Origin of the sequence: Actinosynnema sp. NPDC053489 (genome assembly GCF_044544865.1) — a bacterium.
Taxonomy (GTDB): Bacteria; Actinomycetota; Actinomycetes; order Mycobacteriales; family Pseudonocardiaceae; genus Actinosynnema.
Genome location: NZ_JBITXT010000003.1, coordinates 481,843 through 501,875, shown reverse-complemented (window position 1 = coordinate 501,875; position 20,033 = coordinate 481,843). Strand labels below are relative to the sequence as shown.

General features: G+C 73.4%; 9 protein-coding genes and 1 pseudogene. 7 read left to right on the top strand and 3 right to left on the bottom strand.

Going from position 1 to position 20,033, the window contains the following annotated elements; all coding sequences use genetic code 11:
• Positions 1–1,662 (bottom strand): annotated as a pseudogene (locus ACIGNX_RS09095) (hypothetical protein); the annotation flags it as partial.
• 220 nt (positions 1,663–1,882) lie between these two features.
• Between ACIGNX_RS09095 and ACIGNX_RS09090 the strand changes: the two are divergent.
• From ACIGNX_RS09090 to ACIGNX_RS09070, 5 genes are all read left to right on the top strand, one after another.
• Positions 1,883–13,186, top strand: a complete 11,304-nt coding sequence (locus ACIGNX_RS09090) for a hypothetical protein (RefSeq protein ID WP_396537910.1) — start codon at positions 1,883–1,885, stop codon at positions 13,184–13,186.
• 239 nt (positions 13,187–13,425) lie between these two features.
• Positions 13,426–13,851 carry a succinate dehydrogenase, cytochrome b556 subunit gene (sdhC, locus tag ACIGNX_RS09085; protein WP_396537908.1) on the top strand — a complete coding sequence of 142 codons (426 nt, stop codon included), beginning with the start codon at positions 13,426–13,428 and terminating at the stop codon, positions 13,849–13,851.
• Between the two features lie 2 nt (positions 13,852–13,853).
• Entirely contained in the window at positions 13,854–14,267 is a 414-nt protein-coding gene (locus ACIGNX_RS09080; protein ID WP_396537906.1) for a succinate dehydrogenase hydrophobic membrane anchor subunit, read from the top strand.
• Between the two features lie 25 nt (positions 14,268–14,292).
• Positions 14,293–16,044, top strand: coding sequence for a succinate dehydrogenase flavoprotein subunit (gene sdhA / locus ACIGNX_RS09075; RefSeq protein ID WP_396537904.1), 1,752 nt, complete (start codon positions 14,293–14,295; stop codon positions 16,042–16,044).
• Positions 16,044–16,826 (top strand): succinate dehydrogenase iron-sulfur subunit, encoded by a 783-nt coding sequence (locus ACIGNX_RS09070; protein WP_396537902.1) that lies wholly within the window; start codon positions 16,044–16,046, stop codon positions 16,824–16,826. Before sdhA ends, ACIGNX_RS09070 begins: the two co-directional genes overlap by 1 nt.
• Positions 16,827–17,039: 213 nt before the next feature.
• Here the strand turns inward: ACIGNX_RS09070 and ACIGNX_RS09065 are convergent, their stop codons facing one another.
• Positions 17,040–18,329 (bottom strand): D-alanyl-D-alanine carboxypeptidase family protein, encoded by a 1,290-nt coding sequence (locus tag ACIGNX_RS09065; protein ID WP_396537901.1) that lies wholly within the window; start codon positions 18,327–18,329, stop codon positions 17,040–17,042.
• A gap of 60 nt (positions 18,330–18,389) precedes the next feature.
• On the opposite strand from ACIGNX_RS09065, the gene ACIGNX_RS09060 reads away from it, so the two are divergent.
• Complete coding sequence (locus ACIGNX_RS09060; protein ID WP_396537899.1) at positions 18,390–18,626, top strand: SCO4848 family membrane protein; 237 nt, start codon at positions 18,390–18,392, stop codon at positions 18,624–18,626.
• A gap of 27 nt (positions 18,627–18,653) precedes the next feature.
• Complete coding sequence (locus ACIGNX_RS09055; RefSeq protein ID WP_396537897.1) at positions 18,654–18,998, top strand: hypothetical protein; 345 nt, start codon at positions 18,654–18,656, stop codon at positions 18,996–18,998.
• Positions 18,999–19,001: 3 nt separating this feature from the next.
• On the opposite strand, the gene yhjD is transcribed toward ACIGNX_RS09055, so the two are convergent.
• Positions 19,002–20,012, bottom strand: a complete 1,011-nt coding sequence (gene yhjD / locus ACIGNX_RS09050; protein ID WP_396537895.1) for an inner membrane protein YhjD — start codon at positions 20,010–20,012, stop codon at positions 19,002–19,004.
• Positions 20,013–20,033: the final 21 nt, after the last annotated feature.

Sequence of the window (20,033 nt, the reverse complement as noted above, 5' to 3'; positions counted from 1 at the left end):
CTCCAGCAAGTACACCGGCGGACCCGGCAAGGGCGTCTTCGACGCACCCAAACCACCCACCGGCGACGGCAACATCACCAAGGCCCCACCCACCTCGACCTCCACACCTCCACCCGCGCCGAAGCCGACCCTGAGCACGCCCGCGGCGAGCGGCCCGAGCACCGCGACCGCGCCGCCGTCGACCGGCCCGAAGTCGTCGCCCTCCGTGACGCCGCCGAGCGCGCCGACGACACCCCCGGCGGCCGGTGCCCCGATGGCTCCCGGCGGTGGCGCGCACGGGGCGGGCGGTGGCACGGACCGCTCCAGCAAGTACACCGGCGGACCCGGCAAGGGCGTCTTCGACGCACCCAAACCACCCACCGGCGACGGCAACATCACCAAGGCCCCACCCACCTCGGCCTCCACACCTCCACCCGCGCCGAAGCCGACCCTGAGCACGCCCGCGGCACCGACCGGCCCGAAGCCGACCACGAGCGCCCCTGCACCCGCGCCGACCGGCTCGCCGACCGTGAGCGCCCCCGCGGCCCCGCCGACCGTCAGCGCTCCTGCGGCCTCGCCGACCACCGGCGCACCCACGACCTCACCGACCGGTCCGAAGCCGACCGTCAGCACCCCGGGCTCGCCGACCGCCGACGCGCCGAGCGCGAAGCCGTCCCCCACCCCCTCGCCGGCGGCCGCACCCCCGGTCGCCCCGCCACCGGCCGCGGGTGCTCCGGGCGCGAGCCCGTCGACGGACCGCTCGACCAAGTTCGGCGGCAGCTCGGACAAGGGCGTCTTCGACACCCCCAAGCCACCGACCGGCGACGGCACCGTCACCAAGGCCCCGCCCACTTCGCCCTCCACGCCGCCCCCGGCCCCCAAGCCGACCCCGACCAGCCTGAGCACCCCACCGGCCGCCACCACTCCACCGCCGGCACCGGTCACCACCCCACCGGCCACCCGCCCGGCACCCTCGGTCGACGCCCCACCGGCCACCACCGCACCCCCGGCACCGCCGACGAACAAGCCGGCGGCCACCACGGCACCGCCCCCACCGGCCACCCTCACCCCACCGCCGGCCCCGACGAGCCCTCGCTCCCCCGCACCGACCACCGACCCCACACCACCGGCCAGCACCAACCCGCCCACCACCAACCCGCCCACCACAGCGGGCACCCGCCCGACCCCACCGACCGCCACCACCCCACCGCCGGCCCCGGCCACCACCCGACCGGCACCGTCCCTCGACGTCCCACCGCCTGCCACCCCCTCGCCGACGCCGGCCACCACTCGACCGGCGCCACCGCTCGACGTCCCGCCGCCGACCACGCCGAGCCCGGCACCGGCCAACACCCGCCCCACCCCGGCGGTCGACACCCCGCCGCCCGCGCCGGCGAGCAGCCGCCCCACCCCACCGGCCGCCACCCCACCGGCCGCCACCCCACCGGCCGCCACCACGCCGAGCCCGGCTCCGGTCAGCACCCGGCCCGCACCGCCGGTCGACACACCGCCGCCGGCGACCACGCCCGCACCCGCACCCGTCAGCACCCGACCCGCACCACCCCCGGTCGACGCGCCCGCGCCCGCCGGCACCCGGCCCGCGCCGCCGTCCTCCGACACCACCACCCGACCGGCGCCGTCCACCGACGGCACGCCGCCCGTACAGCAGAACCAGGCGCCCACCGCGCCGCCGCCTCCCCCGCCACCGCCCCCACCCGCCAACCAGACACCGGCCCCCAACCAGACACCGGCCGCACCCCCGCCGCCGCCACCGCCCCCGCCGCCAGGACCCCAGGCACCGGGGAACCCGACACCGACCGCGCCACCCCCGCCCCCGCCGCCTCCGGGACCCCAGGCACCGGGCAGCCAGGCGCCGGCCGCACCCCCGCCACCCGGCGTCGGCGTGCCACCGCTCCCGCCGGGCGTCGCGGCACTCGTGCCGCCGCCCCCGCCGGACGGCTTGACCGCGCCCACCACCGCGCCCGCCCCCACCTCAGGCCCGTTCTCGGCCAGGCGGGACGACGGCCTGCGCGACGGCACGCTCGACCGGCTGCCCGCGCAGATCACCCCGATGCCGATGGACATCGCGGGCGCCCAGGTCGACCTCGGGCAGGTCAAGGCCGGGTTCGAAGCGCTCTTCGGCACGCTGCGCGACAACCACGGCGTCACCAAGACGCCCAACGTCGACCCCGACCTCGTCGTCCGGCTCGACCAGCACTCCTTCGCCAAGCACTTCGCCGTCCAGCAGGAGCTGGACGCGGCGCTGAAGACCGACAACCGGGGCGAGTCCGACGTCACCGTCGACGACCTCCGGAACCAGGGCATCGACGCTCGCCAGGTCCGCGACGAGATCCTCTCCGACGGCTTCATGCACCGCCTCGCCGACGGGGACGCGGCCACCGCCGCCCGCCTCGACGCGCTGCTCGACCAGGTCGTCCAGGCCAAGGTCGGCCCGAACGGCGATGTCGACGCGACGCGGCAGGCCCTCGTCGACAACACGCTGACGAACCCGGCCCGCTCCATCAACGGCCACGTGCTGCTCAACACCGACCACCTCGACGGCCTCGCCAAGGACCCCACGCGCAAGGCCGACGCCATCCGCCACCTGCTCGTGCACGAGTTCATGCACGTGCACTCGGTCGGCAGCGACGTCACGTTCGCCCACCGCGACGGCCAGGGCGGCGTGTTCAGCAAGAACCTCAACCCCGACGAGGCCACCACCGAGCTGCTGGCCCGCACCGTCACCGACGCGCTCGCCGCGCGCGACGGCCGCCCCAGCCAGTACAACCAGTTCCTCCCCAGCGGCGACAACCGCTACCAGGACAACATCGACGCGCTGAACAAGGAGTTCGACCGCCCCCGCCCCAGGTGGGACAAGTTCAACGCCGACACGACGTTCCAGACGATGCTCGACGACTACTTCGGTGGTCCGGGGCGTCCGGAGCCGTCGGCCACGCGCGCCGCGCCGCCCGCCACCACCACTACCACCGGCGACGTCGTGTCCCCGCCGACCACCGGCCGGGACGTCACCACCGACGAGTCGTGGCGGCACAGCACGGCGACGACCGCGGACTGGTTCGCCCCGAAGGACCCGCAGCCCTCGGCGGCGTGGGACTCGGTGCGCGACAAGGCCCCCGTGCGCACGGTCGACACGGAGGTCGCGGACGTGCAGCGGTCCAGCACGCCCGGCCGCGTCGACTCCCTGACCGGCCTGATCCGGCACGACGTGCGCCGCATGGAGGTCGCGCCCGGCACCTGGGTGAAGGAGTACACGCTCAAGGTCCACCTCAACCCCGGCGACGGCGTCACGCAGTCCGATGTGGACGCGGTGAAGGGGAAGACCGTCGAGGGCGTGGACCGGCTGCTGAACCAGGGCTACCGGCTGCCGTCCGGCGACCAGTTCCACGCCAGGGTGGAGTTCGTCACCGACCCGAGCCAGGCGCACACCACGGTCGACCTGACCACCAAGGCCGACGCCGACCAGCTGCACTGGGGCACCAACACCTCGTCGAACGTGCTCGCCCACGAGGTGGCGCACTACTTCGGCCTGCCGGACGAGTACCAGGACGCGGCCGGTCCGAGCGCGCGCGTCTTCAACAGCGACGGCAAGCCGCTGCCGCCCGGCCACACCCGGTCGAACCTGGTCGTCAACGACGACGGCATCATGGGCGCGGGCGTGCACGCCGACCCGTCGATCAAGCCCCGGCACCTGTGGCAGATCGAGCGCACTACCGACAGCCAGGTGATGGTGCCCGACGGCACCCACGCGACCCTGCACGACCCGGACTCGCCGCGCCAGGTCCCGCCGCCGCGCCCGCCCGACCAGGGCGCCCGTCCCGAGACGCGTCCCGGCAACGACCCGGCCGCCCCGCCGCCACCTCCGCCACCGCCACCGCCGGGCTCCGCGCAGCAGGCGCCCGTGCCTCCTCCGCCGCCGCCCCCACCCGGCTCGACGCAGCCCGGCTCCACGCAGCGGGCTTCGGTACCCCCTTCGCCGCCGCCCCCGCCCGGGTCGACGGCCGCCCCCCAGGCACCACCGCCGCCCCAGGCACCACCGGCACCGCAGGCACCACCGGCACCGCAAGCCCCGGGCTCGCAGGCACCGCCGCCCCCGCCCGGGGTGCCCCCGGTGGCGACCCCGACGACCACCGCGCCAGCGGCACCGTTCTCGGACCGCCGGGACGCCGCCCTGACCACCGGCGTCGCGAGCAGGCTGCCGGACGTGATCCCGCCGGTGCCGATGACGATCGCGGGCGTGCGGGTCGACCTCGGCGAGGTCAAGGCCGGGTTCGACGCCCTGTTCGGCACACTCGGCGAGTTCGGCGTCACCACCGCGCCGAACGTGGACCCCGACCTGGTCGTCCAGGTCGACCAGAACACGTTCGCCAAGCACTTCGCCGTCCAGCAGGAGCTCGACGCGGCGCTCAAGACCGAGGGCCGCAGCGAGACCGACATGACCGTCGACCAGCTCACCGGTCAGGGCATCGACCCCGGGCCGGTCCGCGACGAGATCCTGGCCGGCGACTTCCTGCGCCGGCTCAACGACGGCGACCCGAACGCCGCCGCGCGCCTCGACGCGCTGCTCGACCAGGTCGTCCAGGCCAAGGTCGGCCCCAACGGCAACGTCGCCGCCGCGCGCCAGGCGCTGGTCGACGACAACCTCACCAACCCGGCGCGGGCGGTCAACGGGCACGTCCTGCTCAACACCGACCACCTCGACGGCCTCACCACCGACAGCGCGCGCAAGGCCGACGCCATCCGCCACCTGCTGACCCACGAGTTCATGCACGTGCACTCGGTGGGCAGCAGCCAGACCTTCGCGCACCGCGACGGGCAGGGCGGCGTCTTCAACAAGAACCTCAACCCCGACGAGGCCATGACGGAGCTGCTGGCCCGCCGGATCACCGACGCCCTCGCCGAGCGCGACGGCCGGCCGAGCCACTACAACCAGTTCCCCAACGGCGACAACCGCTACCAGGGCAACGTCGACGCGCTGAACCGCGAGTTCGACCGGCCCCGATCCAAGTGGGACAAGTTCGACGCCGACGCCACGTTCCGGACGATGCTGGACGACTACTTCACCGGTCCCCGGCCCTCCGGCTCGTCGACGCGCCCGGCGCCGCCGGTCCCCAACACCACGCGAGGTGTCGACGGCGACGTCCAGCCGCCGAACGCGCCGTGGCGCAACCCGTTCCGCTCGACCCCGTCCGCACCGCCGACGATCTCCGCGCCGATCCCGCTGGTGAACCTCCCCAACCAGACCGGCCCGGCCGCCGCACCCAACCCCGCGGCACCCAACCCCGCGGCACCCAACCCGGTCACCACCGCCGCGACACCGCTCCCCGCGCCCAACCCCGCACCCAACCCGGCGCCCAACCCCGCACCCGCCCCGGCGCCGAGGCCGGTGCTCGCGTCCCGGAACCTGCCCGACTTCGTCCAGCACGGCAAGGCGCTCGGCACCGTCGCGCCCACCGACGTGCGGGGCGCGCAGCAGGTCACCGCCACGATGACGGGCATCACACCGGCCGACGCGGCGGTCATCGAGAGCGCGATCGAGACCAACTTCGAGTCGTTCCTGGGCCGGGGCCGCGACTTCCAGGTCAGGATCGACGGCACCTGGTACGAGGCGAACGTCCAGGCCACGATGCTCCCGCCGGCCGACGACGCCGCCGTCACCAGCACGCCGTCCACCACCACCAAGGTGGACATGGCCGCCCAGTCGGCCGCCACCACGGGCACGGCCACCAACCTGACCACCGCCAACGACGTGGGCCTCGCGGCGGGCGCGAGCGCGGGCGTCGGCCCGTACGGGTCGCTGGCCGGCAAGGCGCAGCTCGCCACGCCCGCCACCACGCTGAGCACGTCGTCGGGCACGGTCGACCAGCGGATCATCCGCGGCGGCGAGAGCTCCACCAACGTCGACGTCCCGGTCTCCTTCAAGGTCACGCTCACCGCCGCCAACGGCACCGCGCGCCCGCCGCAGGCGGTCAACGGCGGCGTCACCCTGGCCGTGCCGAACGACCTGGAGACGATCGCGAACTCCGGCAACGCCCAGCCCGCCGCGGCCCTCCCGCCCGGCTGGGACGCGAAGCTGGAGCACCCGACGCCCGAGGCGGTCACGGACTTCGACGCCGGGAAGGCGTTCGCGGACGTCGCCGCGAAGATGCACCCGTCGATCACCAGGATCGGCGCGCCGGGCCGCACCGCGCTGCGGGACTTCCTCAACCCCACCACGGTCCGGGACAACCTCGGCGCGATGCTGGGCGGCTGGGTCACCTCGCCGGACCTGCTCAGCCCGCACGGCAGCAAGGCCAGCGCCGTGCAGATGAAGGCCACCCTGCTGACCGCCGAGCTGGTCGGCACGACCGGTGCCGCCCAGCTGCGGCTGCACGAGTCCCAGGCCACCGGCAGCTCCGTGTCCTCCACCACGAAGACGGGCTTCGACGTCACGGCCGGCGTCGGCGGCGGCGTGGGCCTGCCGGGCGTCATCGGCGGGGGTGCCGGCGTCACGGGCGGCTACTCGGCGCGGACCTCGGAGACGTCCGCCGCGGGCACGAACTCCGGCACCCGCACCGGCATCCAGCTCAAGGGCGACACCGGCCTGTACAAGGTGACCGCGAACGTGCACATCCGCACGCCCAACGGCGCGGACGTCGTCACGCCCGTCACCACCTACATGCGGATCGGCCTGCCCGAGGCCGCCTCCCTGGCGCTGCCGGTGCCGCCCGGCACCGACGCCGGCCTGACCAAGGCGGGCACGGCGGGGACCAGGTTCCTGCCGCCCTACCTGGCCGCCGACCTGGCCGCGGGCAACGTCAAGGTCGGCGAGTTCGGCCCCGGCGCGCAGGTGCAGGCGCAGGTGCAGTCGGCGTTGCGGGACCTGCCCGGCTTCGGGAAGTTCCTGCCCGACTGGAACAGCCCGGACGCCGGCTCGCGCAAGGGGCAGGGCCTGGCCGACGTCGCCGAGGCGATGGCGAACCAGCGCAAGCTCGACGCGGAGCTGTCGCCGACGGCGCTGAAGGCCAAGATGGACAGCCTGCTCGGCCCCGGCGTGCAGGTGCAGCTGAAGAAGCGCGGCCTGAGCACCAACGAGTACGTCAACATCACCGTCCGGGCCCGGCCGGTGAGCAGCAGCCACCTGGGCCAGGTCGACGCGCGCAACGTGCGCGGCTCGGCGACCACCGCGCCGAGGCTGGACAGCACGACCGCCACGCAGAAGTCGGTCAACGTCGGCGTCGAGGGCAAGGTGGTGTTCCCGGCGAAGACCGCCGACGCCTCGCTCACGCCGACCCCGCAGTTCGGCGCGAAGTACACCTACGGGTGGGGCACCAAGAACACCGGCGGTCCCACGGTCGGCAGCACCGGCCTGAACGTCGGCAGCCCGAACGCCCAGGTGTTCGCGCAGGACCTGGTGTTCGACGTCGAGATCACCACGTTCAGCCGCAACCGGTCGTGGGTGAAGCGGGTGACGCCCGGCTCGCCGTTCCGGCAGGTGCCCGAGCCGAGGGTGGTCGCGAGGACCGGCGGGCCCAACCCGCCCGGCGTGACGAGCCTGGACCGGATCTCCGGCCCGGTGCACCTGTGGGTGTCGGACAGCTCGTCGCCCGACAACGACCCGTCCGGGTTCCGGCCGGGCGCCCCGGTGGCCACCAGGCTGGACCGGCCGCCGTCGATCAAGGAGCTGCTCAACCCGTCGACGCCCCGGCCGCCCGCGCCGGAGTTCCTGCACGTCGAGGCGGTCGTCAACACCGAGGCGCTGCGCGACCAGGCCGTCGACGCGCTGAACCGGGCGGCCAGGGGCGACTCGTCGCTGACCGTGCCCGGCACGGAGGCCCGCAACCAGCTCGACAAGCTGTTCAGCCCCGAGAGCATCAAGGCGAACCTCCGCAAGCTGACCGAGACCGGCATGCAGGAGAACGGCCTGAAGTACGGCCGCCGGGTCACCGACCGCACGGGCGCGATCGGCATGGCGATCGAGCTGGGCAACCCGAAGCTGGTGTCGATCGCGGACGACACGGGCACCGAGAACGCGACCACCGGCGGTTACAAGGCCGGTGACGCCAGGAGCAGCAGCCACGCGGTCGACCTGACCGGCGGCATCAACCTGCCGGTCAAGCCGAACACGACGCCGCCGCCCGCGGGTCAGCCGACGCCCGCGTCCGGCTCGGGCGGCGTGGCGGTGGCGGGCAAGGTCACGCCGTACTCGTCGTCGAAGACCAGCGCGACCGAGGTCGGCGGCAGCGTGGACCGCAACGTGGTCACGCCGCCGAACGCCCGGACCGTGCTGATCCAGCTCGACGCGGACGTCACCGTGGTCGGCGAGAGCCGGTCGGGCAACGCCGTCTACGGCGGCACCCCGCGCGTAGAGGGCGCGAAGGTGACCCTGCCCGGCGGCGTGTTCGTGCGGGTCAGCGAGGACGTGGCACGCGACCTCGGCGTGCTGCCGAACGTGAAGCCGAAGACGCCGCCGCCCGCGTTCGGCTCGATGGCGCCCCCGGCGTCGCTGACCCCGGACCACCCCAGCTCGCTCGGCCTCAGCTCGCTGGACACGGCCCCGGACCTCTCGGGCGCGGTGTCGGGCCTGATCAGGGACCTGAACACCAGGACGGGCGGCCGGTTCAAGGGCGAGCTGGTACCGGACTCGGTCCTCAAGGACTCGATGAACAACTTCCAGCGGCTGGTCGACTTCACCTCGCCGACGAGCGCGAAGGCGATGATCGACAGCGCGCTGGACGGCGGCGTGCCGCTGCTGGTGCACCAGCCGGGCACGTTCGGCAAGGACACCTACCAGGTCACGCTGAAGGCCCGGATCACGGACGCGCCGACGTTCCGGGGCGTGGTCAACGACGGCGTCGACATCGAGCACACCATCGCGGGCGCGCTGAAGGTCACCGACGGGCAGGGCAGGTCCACCGGGTGGGGGCTCGGCCTCAAGGCACCCGGCCTGGGCCAGCCCGGCAGCGCGAACCCGAACGTGTCCGGCGGGGCGGGCGTGATCGCCGCGGCCAACGTCGGCCAGCAGCACAGCAGCACCGTCACCAAGGCCACCACCACCCAGTTCGGGCACCTGCGCGCGGGCGGCGGCCCGGCCGCGAAGTACACCGTGCCGATCGAGTTCGAGCTGGTCGTGGAGAAGGGCGACCAGGTCGTCACGAGGGCCACCACCGGGCCGCAGGACATCGGCGTGCGGCTGCACGCGGACAACCAGAAGGTGTTCACCCCGGCCGCCACCCCGCCCGCGGGCTACGCGTCGACCACGACCGCCCGACCGGCCGCGCAGGGCACGCCGGACGCGGCGGCGGCCTGGCAGCGCGACGGCAACCCCGCCGCGTTGCCGGCCAAGGCGTCGGTCGAGAACCTGCGCGGCGCGCGCGACCTGCGTGCCGCGGCGATCCAGGCGCTGACCGCCGCGGGCGCGAACCAGGGCATCACCGGCAAGGGCACCGGACCGCTCAACACGCTGCTGTCCGCGCTCGGCTCGGAGAACCTCCAGCCGAGCCTGCCGGGCATGCTCGACGGCCCGCTGGCCGTGCCGGGGCTGCACGAGGCCGCGCTGACGTTCGGGCAGCACGCCGACGTCAAGGTGTACGCGAAGCTGGTCAACCCCCGGTTGGGCGGTCTCAGCGACGGCGTGAACCTGGAGAACCCGAAGTCGTCGGTCACGACGACGTCCGGCGAGGCCAAGCACAGCGAGACCGGCGACGTGTCGGTGGGCTGGGCGACCGGCAGCGCCTCGGTCAAGCCGAACCCGGACCCGAAGGACACCGCGGGCTTCACCACCGGCGGCGTCGAGACCCGGCACGCCGCCGAGGACGCCGAGGCGCTGTCCGGCGGCGCGGCGACCAACAAGGTCAACAACCTCAAGCCGCAGGGCCGCACCGGCCTGGTCGAGTTCGACGTGGAGTACCGCGTGGTCGCCACGGTCGGCGGCCGGACCGGCGTGGTCGACCTGGCCGTGCCGGGCTCGGCGTCGGTGCGGATGCCGTCGGCGGAGGCCGAGGCGGTGCTGGGCCGCGACTTCGACAGCGGCCTGACCGACGCGCAGACCAGGGTGAAGGACACCGCCAAGGCGTGGCGCGACGCCGAGCTGGAGGTCGACAAGGCGCGGCACGACGCGCAGGCCGTGATCAACCGCGTGGCCGCCGACGTCGCGCGGCTCCAGCGGGACCTGACGACCTCGCTGGGGCGGCACAACGACGCGATCGGTGGTCACCTGGCCGCGGACGCCCGCGTGCCCGCCCTGGAGCAGGCCGTCCAGGACGCGCGGACCAGGCGTGACGACGCGGGCCGGGCGGTCGACGACCTGCGCCGGCAGGTGGCCGACCTGGAGTCGGCGCACCGGGACGCGCGGGACGCGGCTGCCGCCGCCGACGCCGACGTGCGGACCACCGGGCGTGACCTGGCCGACGCGAACGCGAGGTTGCAGGCGGCGCAGCGCGCGCTGGACGACGCCCAGGCGGCGTTGGACGTCGCACAGGCCGACCTCGACGCGTACCTGGACAACCGGCCGGAGGGCGCGCCCCCGATCGCCGTCGACCCGGTGGGCAAGGGCCTGGTGGGCGAGGTGGACGACGCCCGTGCCGCGCGCGACGCCCGTTCGGAGGACGTCGACGCGGCCGCGGCGGTCGCCGACGCGGCCCGCGACGCCAACACCGCGGCGCTCGCCGAGCAGGCCGAGGCGCAGGGCAGGGCCGACCGGGCGCGGCTCGCCGCCGAGCAGGCGCGGACCGACCTGGGCACCGCGGACAGCGCCCTCGACACCGCGCGGGACGACCTGCTGACCGCGGGCACCGCGCTGGACGACGGGCGTGCGGAGGCGCGACGCGCGGCGGACGCCCGTGAGGCGGCGCGGCGGGAGCAGCAGCGGGTCGAGGCCGCCATCGCGGCCCTGGAGGCGGAGATCACCGCCGCCGAGGTCGAGCTGGACAACCGCCGGACCGAGGCGGACGCCCGCCAACGCGACTGGTGGAACGCCCGCATCGACGTGGACCAGCGCATCGCCGACTTCAACCGCCCGACCCCACCCCCCGCGCCGTCCACCACCACGACCACCGACACCACACCACCGGCCCCACCGAGCGACCCGGACACCACGACCACCACCACCGACGCACCGCGACCCACCACCGCGCCCGGCCCGGACACCACCACCGACACCGGCACCGACACACCGCAACCGACCACCGGGCCCGCCCCCGACCTGCCGATGGCACCGACCCCGACGTCGGAACCGACCAACCGGTCCGGCTCCGACGCCACCGCACCGCCCGAGCCGCCAGCCCACACCACACCGGCCCAGCCCACCGCGCCGCAACCCACCGCGCCGCAACCCACCGCGCCGCAGTCCACCGCACAGTCGGCCGCACCGCAGTCGACAGCACCGCAGTCGGCCGCACCGGACCCGCGCGCACCCCGCCCCGAGCTGTCGCTCGACCTCCCGCCGAACGCCCCGCTCCCGCCCGACCAGTCGGCCCGCGTGGACGCCCTCGCCGCCGACCTCGCCGAGACCAACGCGACGCGCGACCGCAACGGCTACCGCCCCGCCACCGTCGAGGTGTCCGGGCCCGGCGCCCGAGCCGTCGCCGACGCGCTGGCCGCCAGGGGCGTCCCGGCCACCGCCCGCGACGCGGACGCCACCGGCACGACCGACGTCCACGTGGACCACGACCTGCGCCGCCCCGACGGCTGGACACCCCCCGCCGCCCCCGTGGGCGAACGGGTCACCGACACCGTCATCACCTCCACGCGACCGCAGGGCCCCCACCCCGTCCTGGACGACCCGTCCTGGCGGCACAGCCCGGCGCCCACCGCCGACTGGTTCGACGCCCGCGCCGACGCCGCCACCGAGGCCGACATCCGCGCGGCCAGGGCGAACGCGCCGATCACCGGCACGGTCCGCGGCGAGGACGGCGGCGTCCTCGACAGCACCACCGTCGGCCCCGACGGCACCACCATGCGCGCCTGGCGCGGGCCGATCGCCTACGACACCCGAGTGCTGGACGTCGCCGGCGTGCCGGTGCGCGACTTCACCGTCAAGGTGTTCCTCGACCCCGGCGCCGCGACCCCCGACCAGGTGGCCGCGGTCCGGGCCAGGACCCGCGAGGGCGTGGACGCGCTGTTCAACCGCGGCAACCGGCTGCCGAGCGGCGAGCAGTTCCACGTCACGGTCGAGTTCACCGACAACGCGGCCGACGCGCACGGCACCGTCGCCGTCACCCCGCCGGACGGCCGGGCCAACCAGCTGAACTGGCCCGTCGACTCCGACGCGCGGGTGCTCGGCCACGAGGTCGGCCACTTCCTCGGCCTGCACGACGAGTACTTCGAGACCGGACCGGTCAAGCCGATCTTCCAGCACCGGGACGGCAAGGGCCGCGTGGTCGCCGACAGCGGCCCGATGACCGCCGACCTCGACGCGCCGGACGCCCGGGTCAAGCCGCGCAACCTGTGGCTGGTCGAGAACCGGATGCACGCGCTGGAGTCGCGCGGGCCCGGCGACGTCGAGGGGTCGCCCCGGCAGCACGAGCCGAACCCGGTGGAGGGGGCACCCGGCCGCGACCACGAGCCCGGCACCGTTCCGCCGGCCTCGGCGCACCCGGCCACCAACGGCGCACCGACCCCGCACGTCCCCACGCCCCCGGTCCCCGGCACACCGTCCACTCCGAACACCGGTGCGGTGCCGCTCACAGGACCGGTCCCCCACGGCGTGCTCCCCCACGGCGCCCACCACCACGGGGCGGTGCCCCGGGAGCTCGTCGACGAAGCCCTCGTCCACCTCCGCTTCACCGCGCACGACCTCCTGCCCTCCGCGCCGCCACCGGCGCCGGGCGGGTTGTTCGCGGCCGTCGCGCAGGTCGTCAACGTCGCGCCGGCGCACCTGCGGCAGGAGGTGGTGACCTCCGCCACGGGCATCCCCGAGCAGGTGGCCGGCTTCACCGCGGCCCACCCGATGCGCAAGACCCACCTGTACGGAGCGCTGGTCGAGAACCTGAACTGGTCGCTCCAGGACCCGGCCGAGAACGCCCGCGCGGGCAACGCCCGGGACCTCGCCGGGCGGCTCATCGCCACCCGGCTGGGTGTGAACGTCGTCATCCACCTGCCCGGCGTGCCGCAGCCGGTGCGACTGGCGCCGTTCACCGGCCCGGTCCGGCCGGAGGTCCACGTCGACCTCGCGGTCGTGCGCGGGGTGGCCACCTACCGGCCCCGCTGACCGGCGGGACGGGTCCGCAGTGGACGGTGCCGATCACCCTTCAGGGTGATCGGCATCGCACTGCCGGACGCCCCGAACGGTGAGGCGAATCGATCCAGTGACCACCCGGTGTCTCGTCGCTCACAGACGGGTCGGGCTGTTGGGTCGGGTGGCGCGAGCGGGTCTAGCATCCGAGGGTCAAGGTCCGAGTACGCACGTACCGGAGACCAGTCCACCACTGACGCTGGAGGCCGTTGCGCATGGCCGGCACCACCGCACCCGAGCGGTCGGGCACCTCTAAGGGGGGCGGCACGCTCTACCGCGGCGACCTGGGCATGTGGTCCTGGGTCGCCCACCGCATCACCGGTGTGTTGACGTTCTTCTTCCTGTTCGCGCACGTCCTGGACACCGCGCTGGTGCGGGTGTCGCCGGACGCGTACGACAAGGTCATCGAGACCTACAAGAACCCGGTCGTCAACCTGTTCGAGGTCGGCCTGGTCGGCGCGGTCCTCTACCACGCGCTCAACGGCATCCGGGTGATGCTCGTCGACTTCTGGGAGAAGGGCGCGCGCTACCAGAAGTCGATGCTGTGGGCGGTGCTCGGCGTCTGGGTGCTGGTGATGGTCCCCGGCACCTACTTCATGATGGTCCGCACGATTACCGACCTGTTCGGCGGGGGTCACTGATCATGAGCGAATCCCTGACCCTCGACAAGCCCCGCTCGCCGCGCCGGCCCGCCGCCCGCCGCAGCAACTTCGAGCTGTACAGCTGGCTGTTCATGCGCATCTCGGGCGTCGCGCTGGTGGTGCTGGTGCTGGGGCACCTGTTCATCATGAACATCCTCGACGGCGGCGTGCACCGCATCAACTTCGGTTTCGTCGCGGGCCGGTGGGCCTCGCCGTTCTGGCAGTTCTGGGACCTGGCGATGCTGTGGCTGGCCCAGATCCACGGCGGCAACGGCCTGCGCACCGTGATCAACGACTACGCCCGCAAGGACGCGACCCGGTTCTGGCTGAAGGTGCTGCTGTTCGTGTCGATGGTGCTGATCGTCGGCCTGGGCACGTACGTGATCTTCACCTTCGACCCGAACATCACCGACTGACCCGCTGCGGGGAGTGCTCACAGCCATGCAGTTCCACAAGTACGACGTCGTCATCATCGGCGCGGGTGGCGCCGGCATGCGCGCGGCGATCGAGTCCGGCCAGCGCGCCCGCACGGCGGTGCTCACCAAGCTCTACCCCACGCGTTCCCACACCGGCGCGGCGCAGGGCGGCATGTGCGCCGCGCTGGCGAACGTGGAGGAGGACAACTGGGAGTGGCACACCTTCGACACGATCAAGGGCGGTGACTACCTGGTCGACCAGGACGCCGCCGAGATCATGGCGAAGGAGGCCATCGACGCGGTCCTCGACCTGGAGAAGATGGGCCTGCCGTTCAACCGCACGCCCGAGGGCAAGATCGACCAGCGGCGGTTCGGCGGCCACACCCGCAACCACGGCGAGGCGGCCGTGCGCCGGGCCTGCTACGCGGCCGACCGCACCGGTCACATGATCCTGCAGACGCTGTACCAGAACTGCGTCAAGCACGGCATCGAGTTCTTCAACGAGTTCTACGTCCTCGACATCTGCCTGACCGAGACCGCCGACGGCCCGGTGTGCACCGGCGCGGTGGCCTACGAGCTGGCGACCGGCGAGATCCACGTGTTCCAGGCCAAGTCCGTGGTGTTCGCCACCGGCGGCTTCGGCAAGGTCTTCAAGACCACGTCCAACGCGCACACGCTGACCGGCGACGGCATGGGCATCGTGTTCCGCAAGGGCCTGCCGCTGGAGGACATGGAGTTCTACCAGTTCCACCCGACCGGTCTCGCGGGCCTGGGCATCCTGCTCACCGAGGGCGCGCGCGGCGAGGGCGCGATCCTGCGCAACGCGTCCGGCGAGCGGTTCATGGAGCGCTACGCGCCGACGATCAAGGACCTCGCGCCGCGCGACATCGTGGCCCGGTCCATGGCGCTGGAGGTGCTGGAAGGCCGCGGCGCGGGCCCGAACAAGGACTACGTGCTGCTCGACTGCACGCACCTGGGCGCGGAGGTGCTGGAGAGCAAGCTGCCCGACATCACCGAGTTCGCCCGCACGTACCTCGCGGTCGACCCGGTGAAGGAGCCGGTGCCGGTGTACCCGACCGCGCACTACGCGATGGGCGGCATCCCCACCAACGTGCACGGCGAGGTGCTGCGGGACAACGACAACGTCGTGCCCGGCCTCTACGCCGCCGGCGAGTGCGCGTGCGTGTCGGTGCACGGCGCGAACCGGCTCGGCACGAACTCGTTGCTGGACATCAACGTGTTCGGCCGCCGCGCGGGCATCGCCGCCGCCGAGTACGCGCTGGCGCACGAGCACGTGGAGCTGCCGGAGAACCCGGCCGCGGCCGTCGAGGCGCAGGTGGCGCTCGTGCTGTCCGAGCACGGGCAGGAGCGGGTGGCCGACATCCGCACCGAGCTGCAGGCCACGATGGACGCCAACGCGTCGGTGTACCGCACCGAGGACACGCTCAAGCAGGCGCTGCACGACGTGCAGGCGTTGAAGGAGCGGTACCAGCGGATCACCGTGCAGGACAAGGGGAAGCGCTTCAACACCGACCTGCTGGAAGCGGTCGAGCTGGGCTTCCTCCTGGAGCTGGCCGAAGTCCTGGTCGTCGGCGCGCTGGCGCGCAAGGAGTCCCGCGGCGGTCACGCGCGCGAGGACTACCCCAACCGCGACGACACGAACTTCATGCGCCACAGCATGTACTACAAGCAGGGCGACGGCTTGCTGGCCGACATCCGGCTCGACTACAAGCCCGTGACGTTCACCCGGTACCAGCCGATGGAGCGCAAGTACTGATGACCGCTACCGCTGAAGTGTCCACCGGCTCGCGCGGGAACCAGCCGCCGGTGCCGGACGGCGCGATCACCGTCACCCTGAAGGTGCGCCGGTTCAACCCGGAGTTCGACGACGAGCCCCGCTGGGACACGTTCGAGATCCCGGCCCTGCCGTCGGACCGCGTGCTGAACCTGCTGCACTACGTGAAGTGGTACATCGACGGGACGCTGACGTTCCGCCGGTCGTGCGCGCACGGCATCTGCGGCTCGGACGCCATGCGCATCAACGGCGTCAACCGGCTCGCGTGCAAGGTGCTGCTGAAGGACCTGCTCGCCGGTGGCGGCAAGGCGACCACGATCACCATCGAGCCCATCAAGGGGCTGCCGGTCCACAAGGACCTGCTGGTCGACATGGAGCCGTTCTTCGAGGCGTACCGGGCGGTCAAGCCGTACCTCATCACGTACGGCAACGAGCCGACGCGCGAGCGGGTCCAGTCCATCGCCGACCGCGAGCGGTTCGACGACACCACCAAGTGCATCCTGTGCGCCGCGTGCACCACGTCGTGCCCGGTGTACTGGACCGAGGGCTCGTACTTCGGCCCGGCGGCGATCGTGAACGCGCACCGGTTCATCTTCGACAGCCGTGACGAGGGCTCCGAGGAGCGCCTGGACATCCTGAACGACGTGGACGGCGTGTGGCGCTGCCGCACGACGTTCAACTGCACCGACGCGTGCCCCCGCGGCATCCAGGTGACCAAGGCGATCCAAGAGGTCAAGCGCGCCCTCCTCTTCAAGCGCGTCTAATCCGAGAGTCCTACCTCCAGCCCTCGAGAGTCCTACGTTCAAGACGCGAGAGTCCTACGTTCGGAACACCTGAGTTCAACGCTCGGAGCACGCCTCGGCGGGCCTGAGTGTTGAACTCGGGGTCTCTGAACGTAGGACTCTCGCGCGTTGAGCGTAGGACTCACGCGAGCCCAACGTAGGACTCTCGGAGGTTGGGCGTTGGACTCTCGCGGGTCAGGGTTGTTGGGCGGCGGCGGCGCGGGCGGCGCGGGCGGCTTTGGCGCGGCGGTTGCGCAGGTACATCAGCAGGCCCAGCAGCAGGCCCAGGCCGGCGACGGCGGTGATCGGGCCGCCCACGTTGCCGAACGCCGTGTGCATCGCCGACTGGGAGGCCGCCGGCGTGGTGTTGGCGACCTCGCCCACACCCGCGCTGGTCGGCGTCGGCCGGGCGTCGGTGGTCTTCTTCTTCGCCTGCGGCGCGCCCTCGACCAGCCGGCCGACCGGGTTGCCCGCCGCGGAGGGCCCCAGGTCGAAGCCGTAGTCGAGCAGGCGGGCCGCCTGGTCGGTCATCCGGGTCGGCTGCTGCTGGCCCCGCAGCAGCACGACGACGAGCCGCTTGCCGTTGCGCTGCGCCGCACCGACGTAGGTGTGCTGGGCGTCGTCGGTGAACCCCGACTTGCCGCCCAACGACCCCTCGTACGTGGTCAGCAGCCGGTTGTCGTTGACCACGGCCACGGTCCCGCCGCCGTCCGCGGCCGGGAAGTCGATCCGCTGCGTCAGCACGGCCTTGACGAAGTCCGGGTACTTCAACGCCTCCCGGTAGATCAACGCCACGTCGTACGCCGACGTCGACGTGCCCGGCGCGTCCAGCCCGGACGGCGTCACGGCCCGCGTGTCCAGCGCGCCCAGCTCGGCGGCCAGGGCGTTCATCTTCCGGATCGCCGACGGCACCCCGCCCAGCCTGCGGGCCAGCGCGTGCGCCACGTCGTTGCCCGACGCCATCACCAGCGCCTGGAGCATCTGCTCGACGGTGTACTCCGCGCCGTCGCGCAGCCCGACGCACGTGCACTCCTGCGCGATGTCCTCCGGCGTCGCCACGACGGTGGCGTTGGGCGCCAGCTCCTTGGCCACCACCACCGCCAGCAGCACCTTGATCACCGACGCGGGCCGCTGCCTGCCGTGCGGGTCGACGGCCGCGAGCACGGCGCCGCTGTCCATGTCGGCCAGCAGCCAGCTCGCTGCGGTGATGCCGTCCGGCGGCGCGGGCGCGTTCGGCGGCAGCACGAGGCCGCACTCGCCGAGGCGCTGCCCCCCGACCGGGCTCTCGGGCACCTCGATGGGCGGCGGGGGCTTCTCGCCCGGGGCCACCTCTTCGGACGTGTCGACCGGCGGGGGCGGTGACACCTTGTTCTCGCAGGCCGGCTGAGCCGCCGCGAGCGGTGCGGCCGCCGCGGACGCGCCGGTCATCAGCGCGCAAGCAGCCAGGACCAGGGCAACGGGCCGTCGGAACGCGGAGGAAGGCACCCGACCAGGCTAGCCACCCCGGATGAGTGACCTGCAAGCACCACGTCGGATACTGCCCTGGTGAAGCTCTCCCGCGGCATGTCCGTGTTCCTGCTTGCCTTCGGGGTGTGGTCCTGGGTGATCTGGCCGACCTTCCTGCGCAACATCTGGAACGACCCGCGCTCGTGGGACGGCGGCCCGACCGCGTTCTTCACCGTCCACCTGCTGCTCGTCGTCGCGTCGCTCACGTTCGGCACGGTCATCGGCGTGCTGGGCGTGCGCGGCTTGCGGGCGGCCCGGACCGACAAGACCGACTGACGACCCACCACACCTGGAGGCTCCGCCGTGGAGTTCGTGCGCCTACTGCTGGTGTTCCTGCACCTGCTCGGCATGGGCATGCTGATCGCGATGTTCTTCGTCCAGCGCCGGGCCGGCTCCGACGCGCCGCTGAACCGAGGCTGGCTGCACGGCAGCGCGTTGCAGCTGCTCACCGGCGTCGCGCTGGTCGGCCTGGCCCCGCTGACGGACAAGGACTACGACCACATCAAGATCGGCGTGAAGCTGCTGGTCCTGGTCGTCATCGCGGCGCTGGTCGCGGTCAACCTGAAGAAGCGGCCCCCGGCCTGGCTCACGCCCGTGCTGGCCGGCCTGGTCGTGCTGAACGTCGGCATCGCGGTCTTCTGGACCTGAGCCTCACCGCCGCCGGAACAGCGCGCCGAGCAGCAGCCCCGCGCCGACCAGCCCGGCGGCGGTGCGGGGGCTCGGGCCCGACCGCACCTCCACGACGGGCCGGATCACGGCGGGCGGCGGCGGCACGGGCGGGTCGCGCAGCAGGTTCTCCCGCGCGGTCGCCGTCCAGGCGGTGATGAACAGCAGCGACTGGGCCACCAGGTTCGCGAAGAACAGCACGCCGATGATCGGGCCGAACGCCGCGCCGGCGGGCGAGGCCGTGACGGTGCTCAGGTAGAGCGTCCCGCCCTGCTTGAGCACCTCGAACACGATCGCCGCGGCCGCCGCGCCCTTCGCCGCGCTGCGCAGGCTGAACGGCTTGCGCGGCAGCTTGGCCAGCACCCACAGGAACACCAGCCAGTTCGCGACGAGCCCCAGCACGATCGTGCCGACCTTGAGCAGCGCCTCGGCCCACCCGACGCCGTCCAGGTCGACCCACCGCAGCACCACCGCGCCGAGCCCGCTGCCCGCCGCGGTGATCCCGAACGACACCACGAGCGCCAGGCCGAGCGTCACGAGCGCCAGCAGGTCCTTCAACGCCGTCTTGAAGATCGGCAGGTCTTCCTTGGGGTGGCCCCACTGGGCGGTCAGCGCGTCACGCAGGTTGCTCATCCAGCCGAGGCCCGAGTAGGCGGCGGTCAGCAGGCCCAGCACGCCGACCGTGCCCTTGGAGTCGATGGCCTGCTCGACCACCTTGTTGATCGTGTCGCCGAGCGAGCCGGGCACGGCCTCGGCGATGCTCGCCTTCAGCTCCTCGATCAGGCCGGGCTCGGAGACGAGCACGAAGCCGGCGACCGCGAAGCCGATCATCAGCATCGGCACGAGCGACAGGACGCTGAAGTACGTCACCGCCGCCGCGTAGTGCGCGCCGTAGCTCTCCGTGTACCGCGCGGCGGCGCGGAACAGGTGGTCCAGCCACGGCCGTTCCCGGCGCAAGCGATCGATCTTCGACTCGGCCCCGCCCGTGTCCGCCACACGCAAAAGCTAGTGCGCCGG